Below are 14655 nucleotides of genomic sequence, written 5' to 3'. Positions count from 1 at the left end.
TATGGAAGTAAAACAGATTGACCCGAACGAATTAGAGATCGATCCTATTAATGAAAGGAAAGAAAATATTGGCCCCGATAAGGATGATAATTCACTGGAAGAAAGCATTCGAGAGCAGGGCGTAATCCAACCCCCAGTCGCTCGTCTGGAAGGTGAAAATTATAAAATCGTAGTTGGTCAACGACGAACTCTTGCAGCACAGAATGTTGGTGTAGAATCCATCCCAGTAATCATTATGGACTGGGATGATTCGGACGCTCTCGCGGCAAGTGTAACAGAGAACGTTGACGCTTTCCGAAAATCTGTATCAAGGACAGACCGTGCTGCGGCAGTTCAACGATTGATGGAAGTGAACGGTTGGAATGCAGATGACGTTGCTGAGGAACTAGGGGTTAATCCTAGCACGGTACGGGAATGGCTAGAACGTACAAATCCTGAGTGGGAAGATACTGTCGTCCACGTTGATGGAGCAGATAAAGCTCCGGACGAAATTCGGGAATCAGTCGATGAGGTTGATGACAAACAGTTGGCGAGTATTCGCGCTAATACTGAGTCAAAAGAAGAAAGAGAAGAGATTGTTAAAACTCTGTCGAGATCTGACCTTAGCCAGCGTGATGTCCTTGAGGCAACAAAGCAGGCACGTCGTGATGGAGAGGCGGATTTGAAAGAAATCATCAAAGAGATGGATGATGAGAAATCGGATAATGAAGGTGAAATTCGGGTCCGCACTAGAGTTACGTTCACTGGAAATCAAGCCGACGGACTGAAAGACGCTGCGAAGGATCTAGGAACTTCTGAAGAGGAGGTAGTTCGAAACGCCATCCAAGAATACCTCAAATCGAATGGATACGTGTAGTTTCACTTACTCACCCGAAATTTAAATTGTCTTCGTGTTATACTCCTTTCTGGAGTGAATAATAAATTGTGAGCTCAACTTCATTTGACATTGAGAACATAGTCCGCCCAAATTTCATCGATGAGCAGGGCCCACAGGCAAGTCGAAAATTTGTAGCATATTCTTCAACTTATGGTTTGAGAGTTGCTATGGGCTGGGTCGATAGGCCAGATAGTATCCAAGAACTCAATGCAGAACGCCGAGAAATGAACGATGAAACAGATGTTCCTTCTGTGGCTCAATCTCCTGCTTCAGATGTTATGGAGGCCGTCGAGCTTGAGGGTGTTCGTGTCTCTGTCAAATATGACCGTGCAGAGCAACAAGGTGATCCGTTACCTTGGTCCGATATTCGACCATTACTCGATCAGCCTGAGACTGTTTATGATCTTCCCATCCAGAAAATTGTAGTTAGATTTGAAGATGAAGACTTCAAGCAAATGTGGATCGACAAGCTCGATGATGCTATAGATGATCCCAACTTCCCAACCAGTTGGGTTGAGTCTCCCTTTTATGCTGTTTTAGAAACTGGCATCCCTGACAATGACGCCCGTCAAAAAGTAAAGGATGATCATGAAAATCGGTATTTCATGCCCAAATCTAATACAACATCTAATGGGAATCCAGGTCTGGCATGGACGCCAAGAATTCTCGATCTTGATAGTATTTGGTCACACCGAGGTTGGACGGAACGATCAGATCCACAATTAGAAGCTTGGTCTGACCGACAAAGTGGGGGGAACTGGACTCCATACAGGCTTGAACAGCGTCTCATGAACTTCTTTGAACCGGAAGAACAGTATACTGGCATGATACGGGATAGCGCCCTCATGAACCGGTGGAGAGACGTTATGGCTAACAGCCAGAACCACGATTATACCTCGTTTAAAACATTTGAATGGGACGACGAAGAGGAGTGGATGCTCCAGAATTAATTTCATATGGACGATTTAGGTAGCAAAAAATTCGATCCAGATGAACTGGTTATTGATCCAGTAAATGAGCGTATATCAAATACTGGCTTTCATTCAGAGAAAGATGAAGCCTTCCTGAAAAGCATTGAGGAGAATGGAGTACTTAATCCTGTTGTAGTTCGTGAAGTTGATGGAGAATATCGGGTAGTAGCCGGGCAGAGACGAACGTTAGCGGCACAACAGGTCGGCCTTGATGAAATAAGAGCAAATATTCGTGATCTGGATGATAAAGAAGCTAGACTTTTATCAATTACCGAAAATGCAGACGAATATCAAAAGGATGTACCTCCTGGTGATCGGGCTAAAACTATTAAAAAACTTATAGATGATGGGGTCGATATCCCTCAAATAGCACGTCAAATGGGTTGCTCTGAACCAACAGTCGAAAGATGGCTCGAACCTGCTCGCGACTATTGGGAAGATACAGAGTTCGAGCCGGACCCAGATCAGGAGGAGGAGTCTCTACTTGACGAGCTTTCTTTAACTTCAATGCAGTTGATTAGGGAAGCAACTGAAGGTAGTGAACAGGCCGAGAAAATTGCTAAGAAGATTATTAAAAACAATGTGAAGGTGGAGTTAGTGAGAGAAGCACATTCTGTTGCAGACACTCCTTTTGAATTTGAAAAAGAAATATCGAAAATCATCGACCAACTAAATTCGGATGTTCAAATAATCAATGAGAAGGTTACTTTTTCGGGTGATGAGGCTGAGAAGCTTGATGATGTCATGAAAGACAGAGGTGTGCATGAAAGAGAGGCTATCAGAATGTTGGTCAGAGAACGGTTGAAAAAAATATCAAGCTCCAGAGATGGCGAACTCATTGAATTCTATTTACCGAGGGAGCCTTCCGAAAAGGCCAAAGAGTTAACCTCTGGGAGCGATGTCTCAGTAAATGTTCTATGCCGGAAGATTGTTGAAGAACGGCTAACTTAAGTTACTTTCTGGATCACTCATCTCCTCGGCAACCTCTCTGTCCAGTTTAATTCGCGGCTACCGGTAGTTTATTGATGCTGACGCGTCTCCTTGAAAGTGAATCGCTTTACGGCCCTGTGGTGACTCAAGAGAAGCTGCTCCGCAGTTTAATTGAGAACGGTGAAAGGAACAAAACCCCAGTACTGCTTGGGGATCGTTTCCTTGAGGAATGCGCGTAGCGCAAGTGGGTTGGGGCGGATTTGAACCGCCGACCTCCTCCATGTCAAGGAGGTGTCATAACCAACCTAGACCACCAACCCTGGCTCGCTCGTTGCACTTTCAGGTAGATGGCTGGTACAATTGAAGGTTTCGAAACGCCACGCGGCGAGCGGCCGGGGTGGCTGACAACTTCGTTACCGCTACAGGGCCCCTCTTTCCGGCGTTGGGGGATGTTCGGACACCACAGCGTGCCATTACCCGCTGTAGGCCGTGTACGTGTCCCGATCGGGGAAGAACTGCTCGGCGTCGTCGTGGGCGACGGTCGCGACATCGGTCCCGTCGAGTTTCTTGACGTGGGTGTACATTTCGCCGCGCTCGAGGGCGGCCTCGACCAGCGGCGCGGCGTACTGCAACTGGTAGGTCCCGGCCACGAACAGGACCCGTTGGCGATCGGGGTCGATGCACTCGGTGACGACGAACGCGTGCCCGGAGCTGGTCGCCTGATAGACGACGGTCTCGGTGAACGCGACGTCTTCGGCGAAATCTTCGTACTCTTCGGCTTGATTGCTCGGGACGATGTACACCAGTCCCCACTCGTCGGCGTCGTCGCTATCGGGCGCTTTCGGCGTGGTGTCGTCGCTATCGGGCGCTTTCGGCGTGGTGTCGTCGGACGTGAGCACGAGCGTCTCGAACCCTGATTCGGCCCGATCGCGCGCCATCGCTTCGACGTCTTCGAGGGTCTGTTCCCAGCCGCTCCGGGCCGCGTCGCTGGTCCGAAGTAATCGCTCACCATCGTCGAGTTCGACGTCGTCAGGGCCGAGTTTGACCATGTCTTCCGATACACTCCCACGCCAATAAAGGTGGCTCGCCGCTCTCTCCGGGTCCCGGGTTCAATTCACGGCCACGCCGAGGCCGACTTCGAGGAAGATCGAGACGCCGATGACGACCAGACTGGTGACGAACACCTTCATGCCTCGGCTCACGCGATCTTCGAGTGGAACCTGGCGACCGTCCAGCGGCGGAAGTTTCTGGATCCGTTGCTCGAACCCGAACGCATGGCCCCCGTCGAGACTCATCGAGAACAGTCGCGAGATCGGTCCTCGGCCGTGGGGCGTCGGCTGGATGGCGAACGAGCCGACGCCAAACAGCAGAAAGCCGACGACGAAGAGGGCATACTTGAGGGTTATCAGCCCGTCGCCAAATGCGAGGGATGGAATCGCGAGGACGATCACCACCGCCGTCGCGACGCTCCCCACCCAGAGGGCGAACTCGACGTAGCGGTACCGTCTAGGCGTCACGGGTTCGGTGGTCGAGGACTGGGTCGACGTCCTCGTATTCGGCGTCGTGACGGTGGCAGTAGCTCATATGGTTGTTCTCCCCGACCGGGTGAAACGCCGGCCGCTGGAGGTCACAGACGCCGTTGAATACTTCTCCGAGGTGACTCCGTGCCTCCGCGGGCCGCCCGTCCTTGACCAACTCGGCGGCGGTCTCGATCTGTTCGCGAACGTCCGCAGGGACGTCGAGGTCGCCAAAGAGGTCCGTGACTGTCTCGTCGATGTCGTCGTACGCCGAGAAGTTACCGAGCTGTCGTCTGAGCCGGTCGACTGCCCCGAGATTCATCCGAGATCGTTCGCGGACGACCTCCCGGAAGCGCTCGATCGCGTCCCAGACCGCCTCGTCGACGTCCTCGTAGCCCTCCGGCCGGATCTTGGCCGGACACCGGGTCGAGAACTGACAGCCTGTCGGCGGATCCCGCGGGCTGGGTGGCGTTCCCGGCAGCGTGATCCGGTGAGAGGACCTCGAGGGGTCGGGCCGGGGAATGGCGGAGAGGAGCGACCGCGTGTAGGGGTTGTGGGCGTTCTCGTAGACCGCCTCGGTGTCGCTGAGCTCCATGATCTTCCCGAGGTACATGACCGCAACGCGATCACAGATGTGCCGCACGACCGAGAGGTCGTGGGCGATAAAGAGGTACGTGAGGTCGAACTCCTCTTGGAGGTCCTCGAGCAGCGTGATGATCTTCGCCTGGACGGAGACATCCAGCGCGCTGACCGGCTCGTCGAGGACGAGAAACTCCGGCTCGAGAGCGAGCGCCCGCGCGATGCCGACCCGCTGGCGCTGGCCGCCCGAGAACTGGTGGGGATAGCGATAGTAGTGCTCCTCCCGGAGCCCCACCGACGTCAACAGGTCCAGCACGCGCTTCTGGCGCTCCTGTTTGGTCCGCCAGTCGTGGGCGTCCAGCGGCTCGCGGATGATCTCCCCGACGGTCATCCGGTCGTTGAGGCTGGACTCGGGGTCCTGGAAGACCATCTGGGCGTTGCGACGCCAGTCTTTCAGGTCCTCGCCCGACAGCGTCGTGATGTCGGTCCCGTCGAAGGAGATCGTCCCCTCGGTGGCCTCCTCCAGGCGGACGAGCGTCCGGCCGAGCGTACTCTTCCCACACCCGGACTCGCCGACGAGGCCGAGCGTCTCCCCACGTTTGATCGAGAAGCTCACGCCGTCGACGGCCTTTACCGACGGATTGGCGAAGACGCCGCCACCGCCGTAGTGCTTCTTTAAGTTCTCGACCTCGATCAGCGTCTCGCCGGTCTCGGCCACCTGGCCAGTCCGTTGTAGGTCGCCACTCATCGGTGCTCACCTTCCGTTTCGATGTCTTCACCGCTCGCAAGTGCGCTGTGGTGTTCGAGCCGTTCCGCCTCCGTCTTCCCTTCCGGGTACAGCAGACACGACGCCGTGTGTTCGATTGTCTCGCCGACGTCGATGTGCTGGGGGGCCATCTCGTCGCAGGCCCCGAACGCCTGCGGACATCGCGGGGCGAACCGGCAGTGGTCCGCCGGCGCGTTGGGCGTTGGCACCTCTCCCTCGATCGTGTTGAGCCCCTCTTCGCGGGAGTGCTCGCCCGGGATCGATTCGATCAGCGCCCGCGTATAGGGGTGTTTCGGGCGCTCGAAGAGGTTCTCGACCGACGCCTTCTCGACGATCTCGCCCGCGTACATCACGTTCACGCGGTCGGAGATGTCGGCGATGACGCCCATATCGTGGGTGATAAAGAGGATCGCGAGATTGCGTTCCGCCTGGATCTCTTTCAGCAAGTCCAGAATCTGCGCCTGGATGGTCACGTCCAGGGCGGTCGTCGGCTCGTCGGCGATCAGCAGGTCGGGTTCACAGGCTAGCATCATCGCGATGACGGCGCGCTGGCGCATCCCGCCGGAGAACTCGTGGGGGTACTCGTCGAGGCGACGCTTCGCGTCGGGGATGCCGACCGATTCGAGCAGGTCGGTCGCCTCCGCGGTCGCTTCCGCGCCCGTGATACCCCGGTTGATCTCTAGGGCTTCCCTGATCTGATTGCCGATCGTGTAGACGGGGTTCAGCGACTGTTGGGGGTCCTGAAACACCATGCCGATACCACTCCCGCGGACCTCGCGATAGGCGGCGTCGGAGAGGGCGGTCAGCTCCTGGCCGTTGAAGTTGATCGACGACTCCGGGAGTACCTCGCCAGGGGAGTCGATTAGTCCCATGATCGAGCGAGCAGTGACGCTCTTGCCCGAGCCCGATTCGCCGACGATACCGACCGTCTCGCCGGGGTAGACGTCGAAACTCACATCGTCGATCGCTCGGATCGTCTCCCGGTCGGTATGGAAGACCGTCTGGAGGTTCCGGACCGAGAGTAGCGGGTCGCCCTCGCCGCGTGCGCTCTCGGCGGTGCGTTCACGGGACATCACGCACCACCTCCTGCGGCCGCTTCCTCGGCCTCGGCGCTTTCGGTCTCGGGGTCGATCGCGTCACGGATCCCGTCGCCGAAGGCGTTGAGGCCGGTGACCAGCACCACGATGATCAGCCCCGAGAACAGCGAGATGTGCCACGAAGAGGTGGCGACGTAGTCCTGGCCGGCCGAGATAGCGCGTCCCCACGCGGGCGTCGGCGCGCTGATCCCGAGGCCGTTGCCCAGGAACGACAGCGCCGAGAGGCTGATGATGATCCCGCCGGTCGTCATCGAGGCGTACACCAGCAGGTAGCCGACGATGTACGGCAGCATGTGCTTTCGCATGATCGTGCGGGGCCGTTGGCCGAAGCTCCGGGCCGCGTCGACCCATTCCTCCTGGGCGACCTGCAGCGCCGGGCCACGCACGGCCCGCCACAGCAGCGGCCACGTGGTGAAGGCGAACACCAGCGCGAGGATGAACCCGCCGTTGAGAATCCCACCGAGCCAGTGGTTCGCGAAGACGGCACTCACCATGATTAACAGGATCAACCGCGGGACCGAGACGATCCCATCCGCGGTCGTGAGGATCGTGAGGTCGATCGAGCCGGCGTAGTACGCCGAGACCATCGACAGCACGGCGGCGATGAGCGCCGCGAGCCCGATCGCCATGCCGGAGACGATCATGGTGATACGTGCCCCGGCCATGAGGAACGTGAACAGGTCACGTCCGTTGTCGAGCGTCCCGAACGGGTGGAACCGCCCATAGTCGTCGTATGTCATCGGCCCGACGTTCTCCCCGCTGCCCTTGGATTTCGAATTGAAGTTGGCGTCGCCGACGGGGATGGACTCGACTTCGCCGGTCTCGGTGTCGAAGTAGTTGACCTCGAAGCTGTAGGAACTCTTGATGTTCTGCTCGACAGTCGTCGGGCCGAGCGCCGGCCCGAAGATCGCCATCGTCAGATACAGCAGGAGGACGAGGATCCCGAACTGCCCCCAGCGGTGGCCCTTGAGTCGGCTGACCATGTCGTCGGTCGGCGTCCAGTCGGCCTGGCGGTAGTGCTCACGGTAGACCTTCCAGCCGCGGAACAGCCAGTACGCCAGAAACAGCGCGTAGGCGACGATAAGCGTGAATCGCAACGCCCACGCGAGGGCGGGTTCGAGGCCGAGAAAGGTTCCTTTCCAATCGAACACAACCGGGAGGTCCGCGATGATTGCCGGGGGCTCGATCCCCAGCACTGTCCCGTCCCAGCCAGCCCCCGGTCCGAGTTGATACCCCTGATTGGGGATGGTTCCCCGGCCGAACAGGGTCGGGATCGAGCCCGCACCGTCGGCGAGTCCCACGAGGAATTCGGACCCGCCGGCCTGGACGTCCAGAACGCTCTCGGCAGCCCCCGGCGAGACGACGCCGACGAGCAACTCGACGGCTGCCGTGATCCCGACGAAGACCCGCTCGAGCAGGGCGACCGCGAGCGCCGCGTACGTCCCTAACTCGACGGCGATCAACGCGATGAGCACCGCGGCCCACCGGAGAAACGGCCGCGGGGACTCGGCGATCCGCGTCCGGAGCGCTTCGGTCTCGTACCCAGTCAACTCCTCACGCGTCGTGGTCGGTGGAGTATCAGACATCGAATATCACCTCTCCGTATCCTCAAGCGAGATCCGTGGGTCGATGAACGTATACAGGATGTCCTGCGTGATGTTGACCGTGATCTGAACGATGATGAACAGGAACACGAGTGCCATCACAAGCGGGATGTCCGGACCGAGGATCCCGCGGAAGAACATGTTCCCGAGCCCCCGGATCGAGAAGACCTGCTCGACGAGCACCGACCCGCCGATCAACAGGTAGAACTCGCCCATGATGATCGGGAGGAGCGGGATCATGGCGTTGCGGCCGACGTGTTTGGTGACGATTCGCCGCCCGGAGACGCCTTTGGCCTTTGCCGTCTCGACGTACTTCGAGTTGATGCTCTCTAGGACCGCGGTCCGCCCGATCCGGATCTCGTTACCCATCGACGACGAGCCAAGCACCAGCGCCGCCGGCAGGATCCACTTGATCGCGATGGCGATGTTCGTCAGCTTCGGACCCGTGATCGTCGCTTCTAACCCCTCGATGCGGGTGAAGAGATCGATGGGGCCGAGCATGTTCCCGACTGCCGGCGACGTCCCGATCACATCGGTCGAAATGAGGAAGTCCTGGTAGAAATACAGGGCCCCGCCAGCCGAGAGCAGCCCGGAGATCATCACGGCGAGCCAGAAGTTCGGCATCGCCCGCCAGATGATCCCGCCACCCGAGGTGAGATAGTCCCGCCAGGTGTTGGCTCGGAGGCCGGCGTACAGTCCGCCGGGGATGCCCACCGCGAGCGCCACGACGACCGACCAGAACCCGAGCCACAGCGTCACCGGCATCCGGTTCAGGATGAGCTCGCCGACCGGCGTCCCGCGCTGGATGATCCAGGACTGCCCGAAGTCGAACGTCACCAGGTCGGTGAGCACTTTCAGGTACTGTGACCACAGCGGGACCTGCGAACCGTCCTGATAGATGATCCCGAGCGCGACCTTGAGCTGGTGGATGTCTTCCGGCGTCGCGTCCTGTCCGAGGATGTTTAAAACGGGGTCGATCGGTCCCAGGTACAGGATCATGAAACTCATTGTGATCCCGAACAGGAACACGGGGACGGCGAGCAACAGGCGCTTGAAGAGATACAACAGACGGTTCATGTGGCTACTCCTCCGGCAGACGGCGGGGTCAGTGTCCGATCCCTCGGAGGAGCGTACAGGCCGTTCGCGTTCCCCTGACGGTCCGGTGACGGTCCGGACGACGCTGCGGTACGAACTGCTTCGCGGAACAACATCGCCAGCCACGACGATGACGCCATCCTCGAGGGCATAAGTGAGTTATCCGGTCGTGATTTCGGCTTTGCGGGTTTAACAATAACGATTGCATTCGGCTTGTCGGGGTCCAAATCCGTAGAGTCCGGGTTTATCCCTGGTAGTTCGACTCGTAGCCCTCGGCCCCGCCGGGGAAGACCTGCTTCGGGAGCAGGTGGTAGGCCGCCTCGCCGCGACCCTTGAAGACGCTTTCGACGAAGTCCTCGCGGGTGAGCACGTAGGCCATCGCCTTGCGGACGGCCTTTGGCACCTTTTCCATGTGGAAGCCGATGTAGTAGGTGTTGATGCCCGGCGTCGACGACATGTTCAGTGTCTCCCCGTTGTCCAACGGGCCGTAGGTTCCCAGGACCTGGCTGTCCTCGGTCGACTCCTCGGTGACCAGTTCCGGATCGTACTGTGGCGTCGGGATGACGCCGAAGTCGGCGCTCTGGTTCAGGATGTAGTTGTACTGTGCGGAGTCTTCGGTGATGATCGTGTCGTGGAGGTCGAAGTCCGCGGCCTCGCCGTGGTAGTCCTCGAAGGCCGTCGCCTGGAAGGAGCCACCGTTGCCCTCCTGCCAGGACTCGAAGACGAACGGGCCACAGCCGACCGGGTTCGTCGAGAACTCCGACCACTCCATCTCGCCGTCGTGACCCTCGATGTCGCCGACGATGCCCTCCGGGACGACGGAGAACGCCGAATAGGCGAACACTTCGAGCGCGTACCCGAACGGGCTGGAGAGTGAGACCGTGAACGTGTAGTCGCCCGTCGCCTCGACGGCCGTCGAGTCCGGCACGACGTTGCCGTCGTCGTCGGTCTCGTGTTCGATCCCGAGTACCGACAGCGGGAAGTACGTGTTCGTGGAGTTGCTGGACTCGATGAGCCGGCGGAACGAGTAGACGACGTCGGCGGCGGTGACCTCGCCGTAGTCACCGTGGAACTGGATACCCTCCTTGAGCGTGAACTCGTACTCCGTGAGGTCCTCGCTGACCGAGTAGTCCTCGACGATGAGGGGTTCGATCTCCGTGGTCCCGTTGACGTAGTTCATCGGCGCGTCGAACATGTCCATGATCTTGCCCCCGCTGGCCGTGTTCCCGGAGGCGATCGGGTCCAGGGAACTGAAGGTGCCGGAATGGCCGTTGAGGACGTCGTCGTCTTCGATCGCGTTGACGAAGTTGCTCGCCTTCGCCCGCGAGGGTCCCATCCCGCCGGGCGCGTCGAGGTCGACGTGGTCGTACCAGAACAGCTGATCGACGGTGTGATAGACCGGGAGCAGGGCGGCCGCGTCCCACAGCGCCCGCTCGATGTTGAGCGTCGCTTCCTCCCGGATGCTCTGGGCTTCGTCGGTTAGCTCCGGGTTGTTCTGGATCCGATCGAACTGCTCGATCACGTACTGGCGGATCTCCTCGTCGCCTTCGGCGTCCTCGGACCAGAAAAGCGTCTCGCCGTTTGGCGTATAGCTCTCGGCGTCGTAGATCGTGTTCTCCGGATCGACCAGCTGAAGGAAGTTCTGGGCCGCAGGATAGTCGGCGACCCACCCGAGCGTGTAGGCCTCGTGGTTCCCGCTCTGAGTGGTCTCCAGCAGCGCCCCGAAGTCCGAGTCGCTGATGCTCATGTCGATGTACGCCGACTCCAGGCGCACACTGATCGAGTCCGCCATCTCCTCCCACGCACCGCTCTGGTACTGCAACCAGTCGAGATCGAAGCGGTTGTCAGGTCCGTAGCCCGCCTCCTCCATCACCCGCTGGGCCTCGTCGACGTTGGTTTCGTTGATCCCGTACGGGAACGAACTCGGCGGCTCGTATTCGGTGTCGCTCGACGTTTCCTCCGGTTCGTCCGTCTCTTCGGTCTCTTCACCGTCACCACACCCGGCCAGCCCAATGCTCGCCGTCGCGGCACCGGTCGCCGCGAGGAATTTTCGTCGGTTCAGCTTTTTTCCGTCTGACATGATGTGACCCTCTAACAAAGACACGTGCTTAAACGTACTGGTATTGGCTATACTTCCAAGAATATGTGCATCAATTGGTGCCATCTTCTAATTATATAAATCTGTTAAACTTGTTCCCAAACTACAATGTTTATCATTTCCTTTCGGAAAAACACGTGCTTGCATCCCCGATCGGGGCCCCGTCACGCTTAAGCGGAAACTGCTCGAACACCCCCGAGATGCCTGGACCGACGTTTCTCGACGGCGAGACGGTGGCCCTCCGTACGATCGAGGACAAGGACCTCGAATTCATCCAGCGGGAACGTTCCGACGCAGCCGTCTGGCGAACGCTCGGCTGGCCGTTCCCGTCCAATCGAAAACAGCTTACGGAGTTCTTCGAAGAGACGATTTCCGACGAGGAGGCCATCCATCTCATGATCACGGTCGCGGAGGAGCCGGTCGGGATGGTGAGTTTTCACGAGATCTCGGCGGATTCGTGGCGCGGCGAACTCGGGTACTGGGTGGCGACCGACGAGCAGGGCAAGGGCTATGCCACCGACGCCGTCGGGACGCTCGTCGAATACGGCTTTCGGGACCTCGGTTTCCACCGGATCGAAGCGAAAGTCTTCGACGGGAACGAACCGTCCCGCCGGGTGCTGGAACATCTGGGGTTCACCCACGAGGGTGTCCACCGCGAAGCTGTCTTCTCCGACGGCGGATTCCGGGACGTCCACTGGTACGGCCTGCTCGTCGAGGAGTGGAGCGGGAAGGAATAGCCAGCGTTGCAGCTTCAGTCGTTGATTCGGACGGCTTCGAGCCGGACGTCCGCTTTGGGCTCGTCACGCGGGCCGGTCTCGACGCTCCCGAGGTCTTCGAGGACGTCCATCCCGTCGATGACCTCGCCGAAGACAGCGTGATCGCCGTCGAGGTGTGGCTGGGCGGCAAGCGTGATGAAGAACTGCGAGCCGTTGGTGTTGGGCCCGGAGTTGGCCATCGAGACGACGCCGGGGCCGTCGTGGCCCAGATCGCTGTCGAACTCGTCGTCGAAGGTGTAGCCCGGGCCGCCGCGGCCGGTCCCTGTCGGGTCGCCCATCTGGACCATGAACCCGTCGATGATCCGGTGGATCGGGGTGTCCTGATAGAAGGCATCGCCGCGGATCTCGCCCGTCTCGGGGTCCTCCCAGGTCGGGGTTTCGGGGGCCGGCTCGGCGTCGGCTGCGGGGTCGTGTTCCGCGAGGTTGCGGAAGTTCTGTACGGTGGTCGGGACGCGCTCGTCGTACAGTTCGATCTCGATGTCGCCGTGGGTCGTCTCCAAGGTCGCGGTTAGCTCACTCATGCTCGTGGCGATGGGTGGGATAAAGATAACCGTGGTGGTCGCGGGTAGCCGTCTCCAGCCGGGCCGTCGATGGCGGGAGTGGTCTCTCCCCCGACGGTGTCCGTCCGGTCCGGTCGATGGGACTGGCCATTCGTCGGGATCGACAAGCGGTGGCTTTTACTTATGTAATTTAGAAATGTCGTCCATGGCGGATCGTCGATCGGACGCTGGGAGGGGGGACGTACCGGGGACCAAACTGGGTCGAGAGCCGTTCGAGACCGCCGAGTGGTCCCTGCTGAACTGGATCGTCATCGGTGTCTTCGGCGCGCTCTCGGCCGTCGGGATCGTCCTTTCGACGGGCATCGTCGAGTGGGCGGTCGCGATCCCCCCGGATCGAACCGATCCAAACCCGGTCGCGGTCCCGATATACGTCTACCTCTACGCTGGGTTCGGGGCGCTTGGATACATTTTCACGAAGTTGATGGGCAGACTCGACCGGTACACTGAGTGGAACCGGTGGGAGGACCTGGTCGGACTGGCGATGCGGATCCCGGCCGCGTGGATCCTCGCTGCGGGTGTCTACCTGCTTCTCGGGGCGTTCGATGGCGTCGAGGGTGTCGCAGGCCCGCGGTTCGTTGCGGGCGTCGCCTTTCTCGTTGGGCTGTACGTCAACGTCGCACTGAAGGCACTGGGGAGTCTCGCGGATCGGATCCTCGGACGCGGGCCTCGCCAGCCGCAGTGATCTAGTTCCGGACCCGGTTTAGGGCTTGACCAACACCTTGATCGCCTCGCGCTCGTCCATCGCCCGGTAGCCCTCGGGCACGCCGTCGAGGTCGACCGTCTTCGTAAAGATCGGCGACGGGTCGAGCGTCCCGCCGAGAACGTCCGCGAGCAACTCCTCGGCGTAGGCCCGGACCGGCGCGATCCCCCCGTTCAACGAAATGTTGTCCATGAACAGTCCGAAGATGTCGAGTCCGTCGTCCTCGATCCCGTGTGGGACGCCCACGTACCCTACGGCCCCGCCAGGCCGACAGACCTCGATCGCGGTGTTCATCGCACCCGTCGATCCGACACACTCCATGACGTGGTTTGCACCGCCGTGTGTAACTTCCAAGGCGCGCTCGACGGCCTCCTCGCCGCGCGCGGCGATCGTGTCTGTCGCGCCGAACGATTCGGCGAGTGCGAGGCGGTCCTCGTGGTGGCCCATGGCGATGATCCGTTCGGCACCCAGCCGGCGGGCGGCGAGGACGCCACACAGTCCGACTGCGCCGTCGCCGACGACGATGCACGTCGAGCCGGCGTCGACGCCCGCACTGACCGCGGCGTGATGGCCCGTCCCCATGACGTCCGTCAACGGCAGGATCGCCTGGAGCGTCTCCTCGTCGTCGGCATGGCGGTCGGGCACGCGGACGAGCGTGCCGTCGGCCTGGCGCGCCCGGACGTACTCGCCCTGTGCGCCGCCGTCGTCGCCGCCCCAGAACCCGCCGTTCACACAGGAAGTGTGGAGTCCCTTCCGGCAGAACTCACACTCGCCACAGCTCGTCACGAAGGGGGCAAACACGCGATCGCCGGGTTCGACGGCGCGGACTTCTTCGCCCACGTCCTCGACGATCCCCATCGGTTCGTGACCGATACGGGAAGGGACCTCGCGGTCCTCTGTCCCGCGATACGGCCAGAGATCCGACCCGCAGATCGCGGTGTGCGTGACGCGGACGATTGCGTCCGTCGGGGCGTCGAGTTCCGGTTTCGGGACGTCTTCGATACCGATCTTGCCGGGGCCACGAAAGACGGCTGCGCGCATGTACGCCGTGTCGGGCCAGAACGTCTTAAATCCGGCACTGGTGG

General features: G+C 60.0%; 14 protein-coding genes and 1 tRNA gene. 5 read left to right on the top strand and 10 right to left on the bottom strand.

Annotated features, from left to right (window positions below; translation table 11 throughout):
* The first annotated feature begins 1 nt into the window (after position 1).
* The 3 genes from HBNXHr_RS13255 (at position 2) to HBNXHr_RS13245 (ending at position 2799) form a co-directional block, all read left to right on the top strand.
* Complete coding sequence (locus HBNXHr_RS13255) at positions 2-856, top strand: ParB/RepB/Spo0J family partition protein (protein WP_275882501.1); 855 nt, start codon at positions 2-4, stop codon at positions 854-856.
* A 188-nt stretch (positions 857-1044) separates the two neighbouring features.
* Positions 1045-1827 (top strand): hypothetical protein, encoded by a 783-nt coding sequence (locus HBNXHr_RS13250; protein WP_275882500.1) that lies wholly within the window; start codon positions 1045-1047, stop codon positions 1825-1827.
* Between the two features lie 6 nt (positions 1828-1833).
* A complete protein-coding gene (locus HBNXHr_RS13245; RefSeq protein ID WP_275882499.1) occupies positions 1834-2799 on the top strand; it encodes a ParB/RepB/Spo0J family partition protein in 966 nt (321 codons plus the stop codon).
* 224 nt (positions 2800-3023) lie between these two features.
* Here the strand turns inward: HBNXHr_RS13245 and HBNXHr_RS13240 are convergent.
* The 8 genes from HBNXHr_RS13240 to HBNXHr_RS13205 all read right to left on the bottom strand — a co-directional run bounded on the left by HBNXHr_RS13240 (position 3024) and on the right by HBNXHr_RS13205 (position 11516).
* Positions 3024-3098 (bottom strand) — tRNA-Val (locus HBNXHr_RS13240).
* A 153-nt stretch (positions 3099-3251) separates the two neighbouring features.
* Positions 3252-3827, bottom strand: coding sequence for a hypothetical protein (locus HBNXHr_RS13235; protein WP_275882498.1), 576 nt, complete (start codon positions 3825-3827; stop codon positions 3252-3254).
* Between the two features lie 60 nt (positions 3828-3887).
* A complete protein-coding gene (locus HBNXHr_RS13230; RefSeq protein ID WP_275737561.1) occupies positions 3888-4295 on the bottom strand; it encodes a hypothetical protein in 408 nt (135 codons plus the stop codon).
* Positions 4285-5622 carry an ABC transporter ATP-binding protein gene (locus HBNXHr_RS13225; RefSeq protein WP_275882497.1) on the bottom strand — a complete coding sequence of 446 codons (1338 nt, stop codon included), beginning with the start codon at positions 5620-5622 and terminating at the stop codon, positions 4285-4287. Before HBNXHr_RS13225 ends, HBNXHr_RS13230 begins: the two co-directional genes overlap by 11 nt.
* A complete protein-coding gene (locus HBNXHr_RS13220) occupies positions 5619-6713 on the bottom strand; it encodes an ABC transporter ATP-binding protein (RefSeq protein WP_275737565.1) in 1095 nt (364 codons plus the stop codon). The genes HBNXHr_RS13225 and HBNXHr_RS13220 overlap by 4 nt, the downstream gene beginning before the upstream one ends.
* Positions 6713-8323, bottom strand: a complete 1611-nt coding sequence (locus HBNXHr_RS13215) for an ABC transporter permease (RefSeq protein ID WP_275882496.1) — start codon at positions 8321-8323, stop codon at positions 6713-6715. The genes HBNXHr_RS13220 and HBNXHr_RS13215 overlap by 1 nt, the downstream gene beginning before the upstream one ends.
* 6 nt (positions 8324-8329) lie before the next feature.
* Entirely contained in the window at positions 8330-9418 is a 1089-nt protein-coding gene (locus HBNXHr_RS13210) for an ABC transporter permease (RefSeq protein ID WP_275882495.1), read from the bottom strand.
* A 262-nt stretch (positions 9419-9680) separates the two neighbouring features.
* Positions 9681-11516 (bottom strand): ABC transporter substrate-binding protein, encoded by a 1836-nt coding sequence (locus tag HBNXHr_RS13205; protein WP_275882494.1) that lies wholly within the window; start codon positions 11514-11516, stop codon positions 9681-9683.
* Positions 11517-11734: 218 nt separating this feature from the next.
* Here HBNXHr_RS13205 and HBNXHr_RS13200 point away from each other — a divergent pair, with 218 nt between their 5' ends.
* Entirely contained in the window at positions 11735-12271 is a 537-nt protein-coding gene (locus HBNXHr_RS13200) for a GNAT family protein (protein WP_275882493.1), read from the top strand.
* Between the two features lie 14 nt (positions 12272-12285).
* On the opposite strand, the gene HBNXHr_RS13195 is transcribed toward HBNXHr_RS13200, so the two are convergent.
* On the bottom strand, positions 12286-12831 hold the full coding sequence (locus tag HBNXHr_RS13195; RefSeq protein ID WP_275882492.1) for a peptidylprolyl isomerase: 546 nt from the start codon (positions 12829-12831) through the stop codon (positions 12286-12288).
* A gap of 184 nt (positions 12832-13015) precedes the next feature.
* On the opposite strand from HBNXHr_RS13195, the gene HBNXHr_RS13190 reads away from it, so the two are divergent.
* Positions 13016-13552 carry a hypothetical protein gene (locus HBNXHr_RS13190; protein ID WP_275737576.1) on the top strand — a complete coding sequence of 179 codons (537 nt, stop codon included), beginning with the start codon at positions 13016-13018 and terminating at the stop codon, positions 13550-13552.
* An 18-nt stretch (positions 13553-13570) separates the two neighbouring features.
* On the opposite strand, the gene HBNXHr_RS13185 is transcribed toward HBNXHr_RS13190, so the two are convergent.
* Positions 13571-14611 (bottom strand): zinc-dependent alcohol dehydrogenase family protein, encoded by a 1041-nt coding sequence (locus tag HBNXHr_RS13185; protein ID WP_275882491.1) that lies wholly within the window; start codon positions 14609-14611, stop codon positions 13571-13573.
* Positions 14612-14655: the final 44 nt, after the last annotated feature.

The sequence above is a fragment of the Halorhabdus sp. BNX81 genome (assembly GCF_029229925.1).
Lineage (GTDB): Archaea > Halobacteriota > Halobacteria > Halobacteriales > Haloarculaceae > Halorhabdus.
The sequence above is the reverse complement of the archived record's forward strand: the minus strand, read 5'-3'. Positions and strand labels throughout refer to the sequence as shown.